This window comes from Aeromonas sp. 96A (genome assembly GCF_051919165.1).
Lineage (GTDB): Bacteria > Pseudomonadota > Gammaproteobacteria > Enterobacterales > Aeromonadaceae > Aeromonas > Aeromonas veronii.
The window spans coordinates 3,078,831-3,090,000 of record NZ_JBQBFE010000001.1 but is presented as its reverse complement, the minus strand read 5'-3'; the positions used below and the strand labels follow the sequence as shown (position 1 = coordinate 3,090,000).

Below are 11,170 nucleotides of genomic sequence, written 5' to 3'. Positions count from 1 at the left end.
TTTATACAAACTTATCCACAGAAACCGGTTCCGGATTGCTAGAATGGCCGAAAACAAGGAGGCCAAGATGGACTTGCGGCTGAGACCCTACAAGGGAAAACACCCGCAATAGGGCAAACGGGTATATGTAGATCCCTGCGCAACCTAGTGGGAGATATCCAGCTGGCCAGCGATGTTCGGATGAAATGAACAGACAATTCACCATTTCGCCAAGTTCAGGAACAACTCTTACTTCCTATATAGAAGAAGTTGAATAATGAGTTGAGGCAGTTGAGGCAGTTGAGGCAGTTGAGGCAGTTGAGGCAGTTGAGGCAGTTGAGGCAGTTGAGGCAGTTGAGGCAGTTGAGGCAGTTGAGGCAGTTGAGGCAGTTGAGGCAGTTGAGGCAGTTGAGGCAGTTGAGGCAGTTGAGGCAGTTGAGGCAGTTGAGGCAGTTGAGGCAGTTGAGGCAGTTGAGGCAGTTGAGGCAGTTGAGGCAGTTGAGGCAGTTGAGGCAGTTGAGGCAGTTGAGGCAGTTGAGGCAGTTGAGGCAGTATCAGAATGGATTAAAAGAAAAGCCGGGACAAGCCCGGCTTTTTCTTTATCACTCAGCAGCTGCTTCAGCAGCGGCCGGGCGGTCTACCAGCTCAATATAAGCCATAGGGGCGTTGTCGCCTGCACGGAAACCGCATTTCAGAATGCGAGTATAACCGCCGGCGCGCTCCAGGTAGCGCGGGCCCAGTTCATTGAACAGCTTAGCCACGATCGCGTTATCGCGAGTACGGGCAAATGCCAGGCGACGATTAGCAACGCTATCAGTCTTGGCAAGGGTGATCAGCGGTTCAACTACACGACGCAGCTCTTTTGCCTTAGGCAGAGTCGTCTTGATGATCTCATGACGAACCAGGGAGCTGGCCATGTTGCGGAACATTGCCTGACGATGGCTGCTGTTCCGGTTCAGTTGACGACCACTCAAACGATGGCGCATGACCTTATCCTTCTAACTAAATCTGTGAAACCCGTAATCTGGATTACTCGTCAGCGATGCTGGCGGGCGGCCAGTTCTCAAGGCGCATGCCAAGAGACAGACCACGGGAGGCCAACACGTCCTTGATCTCAGTCAGGGACTTCTTACCGAGGTTAGGAGTCTTAAGCAACTCAACTTCGGTACGCTGTACCAGATCACCAATATAGTGGATAGCTTCTGCCTTCAGACAGTTCGCAGAACGAACTGTCAGCTCCAAATCATCGACAGGACGTAGCAGAATCGGATCAAACTCGGGTTTCTCTTCTTTCTTCTCGGGCACGCTGACATCGCGCAGATCCACGAAGGCTTCCAGTTGCTCGGCCAAGATAGTGGCAGAACGACGGATGGCTTCTTCAGGATCCAGGGTACCATTGGTCTCCATGTCGATGACCAGCTTGTCCAAGTCGGTACGCTGTTCCACACGTGCTGCCTCAACATTGTAGGCAATACGAACGATGGGGCTGAACGCGGAGTCCAGCAGCAGGCGACCAATAGGACGCTCTTCGTCATCGTTGTGAACACGAGCAGAAGCAGGCACATAACCACGACCGCGCTGAACTTTCAGGCGCATGCTGATTTCAGCATTGGCACCAGTCAGATGGCAGATTACGTGCTCCGGGTTTACGATCTCGACTTCATCACCGTGAGTGATATCACCAGCGGTAACGGGGCCTGTTCCAGACTTGGTCAGGGACAGAGTTACCTCGTCCTTGCCTTCCAGCTTCACAGCGATACCTTTCAGGTTGAGCAGGATTTCAAGAATGTCTTCCTGTACACCTTCTTTGCTGCTGTACTCATGCAGTACCCCGTCAATTTCGACTTCAGTAACTGCACAACCGGGCATAGATGACAGCAAAATACGACGCAGGGCGTTGCCCAGCGTGTGACCAAAGCCACGCTCGAGTGGCTCAAGAGTCACTTTCGCATGAGTCGGGCTAACTTGCTCGATGTCAACTAGCCGCGGTTTAAGAAAATCTGTTACAGAACCCAGCATTGTGTCCTCTCTTTAGAAGCTAGCTTTACTTGGAGTAAAGCTCGACGATCAGCTGTTCGTTAATGTCGGCAGACAGGTCGGAACGCTCTGGCAGACGCTTGAAAGCACCTTCCATTTTAGCGGCGTCAACCTCTACCCAAGTCGGCTTCTCACGCTGACCAGCAACTTCCAGGGAAGCTTTGATACGCGCTTGCTTCTTAGCCTTCTCACGAACGCAGATCACGTCCTCAGGGGAAACCTGGAAAGAAGGAATGTTCACAACGCGACCGTTAACCATGATGGCCTTGTGGCTCACCAGCTGACGAGATTCAGCACGGGTAGCGCCGAAGCCCATACGGTAAACAACGTTGTCCAAACGACCTTCCAGCAGCTGCAACAGGTTTTCACCGGTGTTACCCTTTTGACGGGCAGCGTCGCGGTAGTAGTTGCGGAACTGTTTTTCCAATACGCCGTAGATACGACGAACTTTTTGTTTCTCGCGCAGCTGAACACCGTAGTCGGACAGACGCGCTTTACGCGCACCGTGCTGACCAGGGGCAGTGTCAATCTTGCACTTAGAATCAATCGCACGAACACCTGACTTCAGGAAGAGGTCGGTGCCCTCACGACGGCTAAGCTTAAGCTTAGGACCGATATATCTTGCCATCTTCTTTCTCCAACAATCCTAGACCAAGTAGCTACAGCGTTATACGCGGCGCTTCTTGGGAGGACGACAACCGTTGTGCGGGATCGGAGTCACATCAGTAATGTTAGTGATGCGGAAACCAGCCGCGTTCAGGGCGCGGATGGAAGACTCACGACCGGGACCCGGACCTTTGACCATGACTTCCAGGTTCTTGACGCCATATTCTTTGGCCATCTCACCAGCGCGCTCGGCAGCTACCTGAGCAGCGAACGGGGTGGACTTACGAGAACCACGGAAACCGGAACCACCAGAAGTAGCCCAAGACAGAGCATTGCCCTGACGGTCAGTAATGGTCACGATTGTGTTGTTGAAAGATGCATGAACGTGCGCAATACCGTCGCTCACTTGCTTTTTAACGCGCTTGCGAGCACGAGTCGGAGTTTTAGCCATTTTCTACCTTCCCGTTACTTCTTGATAGCCTTGCGCGGACCCTTACGGGTACGAGCGTTGGTCTTGGTACGTTGACCACGAACAGGCAGGCTACGACGGTGACGCAAACCACGGTAGCAACCCAGATCCATCAATCGCTTGATGTTCATGGAAATCTGACGACGCAGGTCACCTTCAACGGTGAATTTACCTACTTGTTCACGCAGACTCTCGATCTGAGCTTCGTCCAGGTCTTTAATTTTCACATTCTCAGCGATACCGGCTGCGGCACAGATGGCCTTGGAGCGGGTACGACCGACGCCATAAATAGCAGTCAAAGCGATGACTGCATGCTTATGGTCAGGAATGTTAATGCCAGCGATACGGGCCACTATTCACTCCTACATATAGTAGATTACGACCACCACAAAGCCCGTGAGCGGATACGTGGCGGTCAACCAATACACAACAAAAGTTGGCTGGCTATATTAGCCAGCACAACTATTTGTTGCAAGTACTAACCGTAAAAAATTAGCCTTGGCGCTGTTTATGCTTTGGCTCGCTGCAAATCACACGCACCACACCGTGACGCTTGATGATTTTGCAGTTACGGCAGATTGCCTTAACGGAAGCACGAACTTTCATTGCTTAACTCCGTAACTACGCCGACCTTTAGCGGCCGTAGCCCTTCAGGTTGGCCTTCCTCAGGACGTCACCATATTGATGAGACATCATATGGGTTTGTACCTGAGCCATGAAGTCCATGATAACTACCACAATAATCAGCAGCGAAGTGCCACCGAAGTAGAACTGTACGTTCCAGGCAGTCATCAAGAACTGGGGTACCAGACAGATAAAGGTTATATAGAGCGCACCTGCCAATGTCAGGCGAGTCATAACCTTATCGATGTAACGTGCTGTCTGCTCGCCCGGGCGAATCCCCGGGATAAAGGCTCCACTCTTCTTCAGATTATCTGCTGTCTCGCGGGGGTTGAACACCAGCGCGGTATAGAAGAAGCAGAAGAAGATAATGGCTGCTGCATACAGCATCTCGTAAAGCGGTTGACCCGGCTGCAGGACCATAGAGACCTGTTGCAGGATATCAGCCACTTTACCCTCACCCTGACCAAACCAAGAGGTAATGGTCCCCGGGAAGAGGATGATACTGGATGCGAAAATCGCAGGAATCACACCAGCCATATTCACTTTCAACGGCAGGTGTGTGCTTTGCGCGGCAAATACCTGGCGGCCTTGTTGACGCTTGGCATAGTTAACGACGATACGACGCTGACCACGCTCCACGAACACCACAAAGTAAGTCACTGCGAAAACAATCAAGCCCAGCAACAACAACAGCAGGATGTGCAATTCCCCTTGACGTGCCTGTTCGGCCGTAGCGCCAATGGCATGCGGCAGACCAGCAACGATACCTGTGAAAATAATCAACGAGATACCATTACCAATCCCACGCTCGGTAATCTGCTCACCCAACCACATCAAAAACATGGTACCGGTGACCAGACTCACAACCGCTGTGAAATAGAAGCCCAAACCCGGATTAGTCACGAGTCCATGCATCATATTCGGCAGACCGGTTGCAATACCAATGGCCTGGAAAGTTCCCAAAACCAGCGTGCCCCAACGGGTATATTGGCTAATCTTGCGACGGCCGGATTCACCTTCTTTCTTGAGTTCAGCAAGAGCGGGGTGAACCACTGTCAGCAGCTGGATAATGATCGACGCCGAAATGTACGGCATGATCCCCAACGCAAGAATAGAAGCACGCGAGAGTGCACCACCACTGAACATATTGAACATCTCAATGATGGTGCCCTTCTGTTGCTGGAACAACTCGGCCAGTACGGCGGCGTCAATACCAGGAATCGGCACATAAGAGCCTGCACGGAAAACGATAATCGCCCCGAGAACGAAGAGCAGACGGCTCTTCAGTTCACTCAGACCACCCTGTGCTTTAACATCCAATCCTGGTTTCTTAGCCATTGTACTGATTATTCCTCGATTTTACCGCCAGCGGCCTCGATGGCTGCGCGTGCACCTTTGGTGACGGACAGACCACGAACGGTCACAGCACGGTCAATGTTGCCTGACAGAACAACTTTAGCGAACACGATGTTCTTAGTAACAACACCGGCTTGCTTCAGAGTGCTCAGGTCGACCACATCACCTTCTACCAGGGCGATTTCGTTCAGACGCACTTCGGCAGAAACCAAAGATTTGCGAGAGAAGAAACCGAACTTCGGCAGACGGATTTTCAAAGGCATCTGGCCACCTTCGAAACCGTTGCGGACTTTACCGCCACCGGAACGAGAGGTTTGGCCTTTAACACCACGACCACCAGTCTTGCCCAGGCCGGAGCCGATACCACGACCACGACGTTGTTTTTCAGGCTTGGAACCAGCGGCCGGAGACAGAGTGTTCAGACGCATGCTTAGCCCTCCACCTTAACCATGTAATAAACCTGGTTGATCATGCCGCGTACGCAAGGAGTATCTTCCAGCTCAACGGTGTGACCAATGCGACGCAGACCCAGACCACGCAGAGTCGCCTTGTGCTTTGGCAGACGGCCGATAGAGCTGCGAGTTTGAGTTACTTTTACAGTGTTAGCCATGTCGCATTACCCCAGAATTTCTTCAACGCGCAGACCACGCTTGGCAGCGATCTGTTCCGGTGATTGACCGTGAACCAGAGCGTCTACAGTAGCGCGAACAACGTTGATTGGGTTGGTGGAACCGTAGGTCTTGGCCAGCACGTTGTGGATACCGGCAACTTCCAGAACAGCACGCATAGCGCCGCCTGCAATGATACCAGTACCTTGGGAGGCCGGCTTCATGAACACGGTGGAGCCAGAGTGAACACCACGCACCGGGTGGTGCAGAGTGCCGTTGTTCAGCTCAACCTTGTTCAGGTTACGCTTAGCCTGTTCCATTGCTTTTTGAATAGCAGCCGGAACTTCACGGGCTTTACCGTAACCGTAACCTACACGGCCGTTACCATCACCCACCACGGTCAACGCGGTGAAGGACATGATACGACCACCTTTAACAGTTTTCGAAACACGGTTTACTGCAATGAGCTTTTCTTGCAGTTCGCCGGCTTGAGATTCGACTTTAGCCATCTTCGACTCCTAGCTTAGAACTGAAGACCAGCGTCACGTGCGGCAGCTGCCAGGGCAGCGATGCGACCGTGATACTTGAAACCGGAACGATCGAAAGATACGTTCTGAACGCCTTTGGCAATAGCACGCTCAGCGATAGCCTTACCTACAGCGGTAGCAGCATCTGCGTTACCGGTGTATTTCAGAGCTTCACTGATGGCTTTCTCTACTGTGGAAGCAGAGGCCAGAACTTCGGAACCGTTGGCTGCAATAACCTGCGCATAGATATGACGCGGGGTACGGTGAACAACCAGACGGGTAGCTCCCAGTTCCTGCATCTTTTTCCGAGCACGAGTAGCACGACGGAGACGAGCTGCTTTCTTGTCCATAGTGTTACCTTACTTCTTCTTAGCTTCTTTAGTACGCACTTGCTCGTTGGCATAGCGTACACCCTTGCCCTTGTAGGGCTCCGGAGCGCGGTAAGCACGGATATCGGCGGCGACTTGGCCAACCAGCTGCTTGTCGACGCCACGCAGAACGATTTCTGTAGCAGTCGGGCACTCAGCGGTCACACCAGCCGGCAGCGCATGCTCTACCGGGTGAGAGAAGCCCAGAGCCAGCGCAACAGCATTGCCCTTGATGGAGGCTTTATAACCTACACCAACCAGCTGCAGCTTGCGCTCGAAGCCTTGGGTAACACCGATTACCATGTTGTTGACCAATGCACGGGCAGTACCGGCCTGAGCGTCAGCACCAGCGATGCTGCCGCGCGGGGCGAACTTCAGTACATTGTCTTCTTTGGTCACTTCTACACCGGCGTGAATAGAGCGAACCAGAGAACCTTTACCACCTTTGATGGTCAGTTCCTGGCCGTTCAGAGTCACCTCTACGCCAGCAGGAATAGTGACGGGTGCCTTAGCAACACGAGACATTTCCTACCTCCTATTAAGCGACGTAGCAGATGATCTCACCGCCCATGCTTGCTTTGCGAGCAGCACGGTCAGTCATCACACCTTTAGACGTGGACACGATAGCAACACCGAGACCGCCCATAACTTTCGGCAGATCAGTAGTGCGCTTGTAAATACGCAGGCCTGGACGGCTTACGCGTTGGATCAGTTCTACAACTGGCTTGCCCTGGAAATATTTCAGTTCAATTTCCAGTTCCGGCTTCACGTCACCAGCTACGGAGTAGCCAGCGATGTAACCTTCTTCTTTCAGCACTTTGGCGATAGCCACTTTCAGCTTGGAAGAAGGCATGGAAACCGCAACTTTGCTCGCCGCCTGACCGTTACGGATGCGGGTCAGCATATCCGCGATCGGATCTTGCATGCTCATAAGTCTAACTCCCGAGATTCGTTACCAAGAAGCCTTCTTCAGGCCCGGAATTTCGCCCTTCATGGCATGCTCACGCACCTTGATGCGAGACAGGCCAAACTTGCGCAGGAAACCGTGCGGACGACCAGTAATATTGCAACGGTTACGCTGGCGGGACGGACTGGAATCACGGGGCAGCTGTTGCAGTTGCAGTACAGCATCCCAACGCGCTTCTTCAGAAGCGTTCATGTCAACGATGATAGCTTTCAGCTCGGCACGCTTGGTCGCGTACTTGGCTACCAGCTTGGCACGCTTTGCTTCGCGCGCTTTCATGGATGTTTTAGCCATAACCCTAACCTTACTTGCGGAATGGGAAGTTAAAGGCAGCCAGCAGAGCACGGCCTTCTTCATCGGTATTCGCGGAAGTGGTGATGGTGATATCCAGACCACGGACGCGATCGACTTTGTCATAGTCGATTTCCGGGAAGATGATCTGCTCACGCACGCCCATGGAGTAGTTACCACGACCGTCGAACGCTTTAGCGTTCAGGCCACGGAAGTCACGGATACGCGGTACGGAGATGCAGATCAGCCGTTCCAGGAACTCCCACATACGCTCGCCACGCAGGGTTACTTTACAACCTATCGGGTAGCCTTCACGAATCTTGAAGCCCGCAACAGATTTGCGAGCTTTGGTGATCAGCGGCTTCTGACCGGAAATGGCAGCCATATCGGCAGCAGCATTTTCCAGCAATTTCTTGTCAGAGATCGCTTCACCAACACCCATGTTCAGGGTGATTTTCTCGATCCGAGGGACTTGCATGATAGTCTTGTAACCGAACTGCTTGGACAGTTCATTTACTACATCGGATTTGTAGTAATCATGCAGTTTCGCCATCGTTAAACTCCAATTACTTCACAAGTTCGCCGGTGGATTTGAAGAAACGGACTTTTTTGCCGTCTTCAATCCGGAAACCAACGCGGTCAGCTTTGCCAGTGGCAGAGTTGAACAGCGCTACGTTTGATACATCGATGGGGGCTTCTTTGGTGACGATACCGCCAGCCTGACCCAGTGCGGGTACCGGCTTCTGGTGTTTCTTCACCTGGTTGATGCCTTCCACGATTACCTTACCTTTTGCAATCAGGACTTGAGTGACTTTGCCACGCTTGCCCTTGTCTTTGCCGGTAAGAACAATCACTTCGTCTTCGCGACGGATTTTAGCTGCCATCGTTCGACTCCTTACAGTACTTCGGGTGCCAGGGACACAATCTTCATGAACTTCTCATTACGCAGTTCACGGGTCACCGGGCCAAAAATACGAGTACCGATTGGCTGTTGGTTGTTGTTAAGCAACACAGCCGCATTGTTGTCGAAACGGATGACAGAGCCGTCCGGACGACGAACGCCTTTACGGGTGCGTACGACCACCGCGTTATACACATCACCTTTCTTCACTTTACCGCGAGGAATGGCTTCCTTGATGGAAACCTTGATGATGTCGCCGATGCCGGCGTAACGGCGGTGCGAGCCACCCAGAACCTTAATACACATTACACTGCGAGCGCCGGAGTTGTCGGCAACACCCAGCATACTTTGCATCTGGATCATCTTAGTGCTCCGCTTTGTTTACTTCTTATCCCTAATGGGATCTGGCTGCCTTCAAAAGGCGCGAAACTATAACACAGGATTTTCAGAAAAGGTAGCCTAAAAAACAAACGGCCCCTGAAAGGGGCCGCTTGGACTACAAAGTACCGATTAGGCCTTTTCTACAACGGCAACCAGGGTCCAGGACTTGGTCTTGGACAGCGGGCGGCATTCGCGGATTTCCACGAGGTCGCCAGCTTTGCACTCGTTGTTTTCGTCATGCACGTGCAGCTTGGTAGTGCGCTTGATGATCTTACCGTAGATCGGGTGCTTTACCTTGCGCTCGATAGCAACAGTGATGGACTTGTCCATCTTGTCGCTGATTACACGACCTTGCAGAGTACGGATCTTGTCAGTCATTACGCACCTGCCTTCTCAGTCAGTACAGTCTTGATACGTGCGACGTCACGACGCACTTGTTTCAGAGTGTGAGTCTGAGCCAGCTGGCCGGTGGACGCTTGCATGCGCATGTTGAATTGCTCACGCAGCAGGCCCAGCAGCTCCTGGTTCAGTTCTTCGACGCTCTTTTGACGCAGATCTTGGGCTTTCATCACATCACCGTCTTAATTACGAAAGTGGTCTGAACAGACAGCTTAGCTGCGGCCAGGGCAAACGCTTCACGCGCCAGAGCCTCAGGTACACCGTCCATCTCGTACAGAACCTTGCCAGGCTGGATCGGGCAAACCCAGTATTCCACGTTACCCTTACCTTTACCCATACGAACTTCGAGGGGCTTTTCGGTGATGGGCTTGTCCGGGAACACACGGATCCAGATCTTACCTTGACGCTTAACGTGACGGGTCATGGCACGACGGGCTGCTTCGATTTGACGAGCAGTCAGTTGACCACGGGATGTCGCCTTCAGGCCAAAGGTACCGAAGGATACTTCGTTACCAGAGGTGGCCAGACCGCGGTTACGACCCTTGTGGGTCTTGCGGAATTTAGTACGCTTAGGTTGCAACATTTACCGAATCTCCTTACTTAGCAGCGCGGCGCTTGTTGTCACGCTTGGGCTTTGCAGGAGCTTGCTCTTGAGCAGCGGCAGCGTTAACAGCAGCCAGACCGCCCAGAACTTCGCCCTTGAAGATCCAAACTTTAACGCCGATCACACCGTAAGTGGTGTGGGCTTCAGAAGTTGCGTAGTCGATGTCGGCACGCAGGGTGTGCAACGGCACACGACCTTCACGGTACCATTCGGTACGCGCGATTTCAGCGCCGCCCAGACGACCGGAAACTTCCACTTTGATGCCCTTGGCACCCAGGCGCATTGCGTTCTGTACGGCGCGCTTCATAGCACGACGGAACATTACACGACGCTCCAGCTGGGAAGTGATGCTGTCGGCAACGAGTTTGCCATCCAGCTCCGGCTTGCGGACTTCGGAAATGTTGATCTGAGCAGGCACGCCAGCAATAGTGGCTACAGCTTTGCGCAGCTTCTCAACGTCTTCGCCTTTCTTACCGATTACAACACCCGGACGAGCGGTGTGAATGGTCACACGAATGCTCTTGGCCGGACGCTCAATGGTGATCTTGGACAAGGACGCGTTTTTCAGTTCCTTGGTCAGGAACTGGCGTACTTGAAAATCGCTGTACAGGTTGTCAGCGAAGTCTTTGGTGTTCGCGAACCAGGTAGAATTCCAAGGCTTGGTAATACCCAGGCGAATGCCATTAGGATGTACTTTCTGACCCATTGCTTATCTCCCAGCCTTAGCGTCGGATACCACTACAGTGATGTGAGCGGTACGCTTGAGGATACGATCCGCACGACCTTTGGCACGCGGACGGATGCGCTTCATGGAGGGACCTTCGTCGACCATGATAGTAGCAACACGCAGCGCGTCGATATCGGCGCCTTCGTTGTGCTCAGCGTTTGCAATGGCAGATTCCAGCACTTTCTTAACCAGCACTGCAGCCTTTTTCGGGCTGAAGGTCAGGATATTCAGAGCCTTGTCTACGGACAGACCACGTACTTGATCGGCTACCAGACGAGCTTTCTGGGCAGAAGTACGGGCATAACGGTGTTTAGCGATAGCTTCCATCA

Annotated in this window: 22 protein-coding genes and 1 pseudogene; 1 reads left to right on the top strand and 22 read right to left on the bottom strand. The window is 52.7% G+C overall.

The features are described 5' to 3' along the window. Positions 1–43: 43 nt before the first annotated feature. Positions 44–174 (top strand): annotated as a pseudogene (locus ACTG2W_RS14255) (gamma carbonic anhydrase family protein); the annotation flags it as partial. A gap of 407 nt (positions 175–581) precedes the next feature. Here ACTG2W_RS14255 and rplQ read toward each other — a convergent pair. The 22 genes from rplQ to rplV form a co-directional block, all read right to left on the bottom strand. Beyond that, complete coding sequence (rplQ, locus tag ACTG2W_RS14250; protein ID WP_005307999.1) at positions 582–965, bottom strand: 50S ribosomal protein L17; 384 nt, start codon at positions 963–965, stop codon at positions 582–584. Between the two features lie 43 nt (positions 966–1,008). Then, positions 1,009–1,998: a DNA-directed RNA polymerase subunit alpha gene (locus ACTG2W_RS14245; RefSeq protein ID WP_005307997.1), complete on the bottom strand. Its 990-nt coding sequence runs from the start codon at positions 1,996–1,998 to the stop codon at positions 1,009–1,011. Between the two features lie 25 nt (positions 1,999–2,023). Beyond that, the gene (gene rpsD, locus ACTG2W_RS14240; protein WP_005340600.1) at positions 2,024–2,644 is read right to left on the bottom strand and encodes a 30S ribosomal protein S4; all 621 of its coding nucleotides are present in this window, start codon (positions 2,642–2,644) and stop codon (positions 2,024–2,026) included. Between the two features lie 39 nt (positions 2,645–2,683). Beyond that, positions 2,684–3,073 carry a 30S ribosomal protein S11 gene (gene rpsK / locus ACTG2W_RS14235; RefSeq protein ID WP_005307993.1) on the bottom strand — a complete coding sequence of 130 codons (390 nt, stop codon included), beginning with the start codon at positions 3,071–3,073 and terminating at the stop codon, positions 2,684–2,686. Between the two features lie 14 nt (positions 3,074–3,087). Then, entirely contained in the window at positions 3,088–3,444 is a 357-nt protein-coding gene (gene rpsM, locus ACTG2W_RS14230) for a 30S ribosomal protein S13 (protein WP_005307991.1), read from the bottom strand. 139 nt (positions 3,445–3,583) lie between these two features. Then, the gene (rpmJ, locus tag ACTG2W_RS14225; RefSeq protein WP_005319705.1) at positions 3,584–3,697 is read right to left on the bottom strand and encodes a 50S ribosomal protein L36; all 114 of its coding nucleotides are present in this window, start codon (positions 3,695–3,697) and stop codon (positions 3,584–3,586) included. Positions 3,698–3,724: 27 nt separating this feature from the next. Next, complete coding sequence (secY, locus tag ACTG2W_RS14220) at positions 3,725–5,053, bottom strand: preprotein translocase subunit SecY (protein ID WP_005340602.1); 1,329 nt, start codon at positions 5,051–5,053, stop codon at positions 3,725–3,727. Between the two features lie 8 nt (positions 5,054–5,061). Next, the gene (rplO, locus tag ACTG2W_RS14215; RefSeq protein WP_005340604.1) at positions 5,062–5,499 is read right to left on the bottom strand and encodes a 50S ribosomal protein L15; all 438 of its coding nucleotides are present in this window, start codon (positions 5,497–5,499) and stop codon (positions 5,062–5,064) included. Positions 5,500–5,501: 2 nt separating this feature from the next. Beyond that, positions 5,502–5,681 carry a 50S ribosomal protein L30 gene (gene rpmD, locus ACTG2W_RS14210; RefSeq protein WP_005307985.1) on the bottom strand — a complete coding sequence of 60 codons (180 nt, stop codon included), beginning with the start codon at positions 5,679–5,681 and terminating at the stop codon, positions 5,502–5,504. Between the two features lie 6 nt (positions 5,682–5,687). Then, complete coding sequence (gene rpsE, locus ACTG2W_RS14205) at positions 5,688–6,188, bottom strand: 30S ribosomal protein S5 (RefSeq protein ID WP_005340605.1); 501 nt, start codon at positions 6,186–6,188, stop codon at positions 5,688–5,690. 14 nt (positions 6,189–6,202) lie between these two features. Next, on the bottom strand, positions 6,203–6,556 hold the full coding sequence (rplR, locus tag ACTG2W_RS14200; protein WP_005340606.1) for a 50S ribosomal protein L18: 354 nt from the start codon (positions 6,554–6,556) through the stop codon (positions 6,203–6,205). A gap of 9 nt (positions 6,557–6,565) precedes the next feature. Beyond that, positions 6,566–7,099, bottom strand: a complete 534-nt coding sequence (gene rplF, locus ACTG2W_RS14195) for a 50S ribosomal protein L6 (RefSeq protein ID WP_005340607.1) — start codon at positions 7,097–7,099, stop codon at positions 6,566–6,568. Positions 7,100–7,112: 13 nt separating this feature from the next. Then, positions 7,113–7,505: a 30S ribosomal protein S8 gene (rpsH, locus tag ACTG2W_RS14190; protein ID WP_005307980.1), complete on the bottom strand. Its 393-nt coding sequence runs from the start codon at positions 7,503–7,505 to the stop codon at positions 7,113–7,115. Positions 7,506–7,526: 21 nt separating this feature from the next. Continuing rightward, positions 7,527–7,832, bottom strand: a complete 306-nt coding sequence (rpsN, locus tag ACTG2W_RS14185) for a 30S ribosomal protein S14 (protein WP_005340609.1) — start codon at positions 7,830–7,832, stop codon at positions 7,527–7,529. Between the two features lie 10 nt (positions 7,833–7,842). Beyond that, a complete protein-coding gene (gene rplE / locus ACTG2W_RS14180) occupies positions 7,843–8,382 on the bottom strand; it encodes a 50S ribosomal protein L5 (protein ID WP_005331162.1) in 540 nt (179 codons plus the stop codon). Between the two features lie 13 nt (positions 8,383–8,395). After that, complete coding sequence (gene rplX / locus ACTG2W_RS14175) at positions 8,396–8,713, bottom strand: 50S ribosomal protein L24 (RefSeq protein WP_005307977.1); 318 nt, start codon at positions 8,711–8,713, stop codon at positions 8,396–8,398. Positions 8,714–8,724: 11 nt separating this feature from the next. Further along, a complete protein-coding gene (gene rplN, locus ACTG2W_RS14170; protein ID WP_005307975.1) occupies positions 8,725–9,093 on the bottom strand; it encodes a 50S ribosomal protein L14 in 369 nt (122 codons plus the stop codon). 147 nt (positions 9,094–9,240) lie between these two features. Next, entirely contained in the window at positions 9,241–9,489 is a 249-nt protein-coding gene (gene rpsQ / locus ACTG2W_RS14165) for a 30S ribosomal protein S17 (RefSeq protein ID WP_005307966.1), read from the bottom strand. Beyond that, positions 9,489–9,680 (bottom strand): 50S ribosomal protein L29, encoded by a 192-nt coding sequence (gene rpmC / locus ACTG2W_RS14160; protein WP_005307965.1) that lies wholly within the window; start codon positions 9,678–9,680, stop codon positions 9,489–9,491. Before rpmC ends, rpsQ begins: the two co-directional genes overlap by 1 nt. Beyond that, positions 9,680–10,093, bottom strand: a complete 414-nt coding sequence (gene rplP / locus ACTG2W_RS14155) for a 50S ribosomal protein L16 (RefSeq protein WP_005340612.1) — start codon at positions 10,091–10,093, stop codon at positions 9,680–9,682. Before rplP ends, rpmC begins: the two co-directional genes overlap by 1 nt. 13 nt (positions 10,094–10,106) lie before the next feature. Then, the gene (gene rpsC / locus ACTG2W_RS14150) at positions 10,107–10,820 is read right to left on the bottom strand and encodes a 30S ribosomal protein S3 (RefSeq protein WP_005307962.1); all 714 of its coding nucleotides are present in this window, start codon (positions 10,818–10,820) and stop codon (positions 10,107–10,109) included. A 3-nt stretch (positions 10,821–10,823) separates the two neighbouring features. After that, positions 10,824–11,168 carry a 50S ribosomal protein L22 gene (rplV, locus tag ACTG2W_RS14145; protein ID WP_005319741.1) on the bottom strand — a complete coding sequence of 115 codons (345 nt, stop codon included), beginning with the start codon at positions 11,166–11,168 and terminating at the stop codon, positions 10,824–10,826. Between the last annotated feature and the right edge of the window lie 2 nt (positions 11,169–11,170).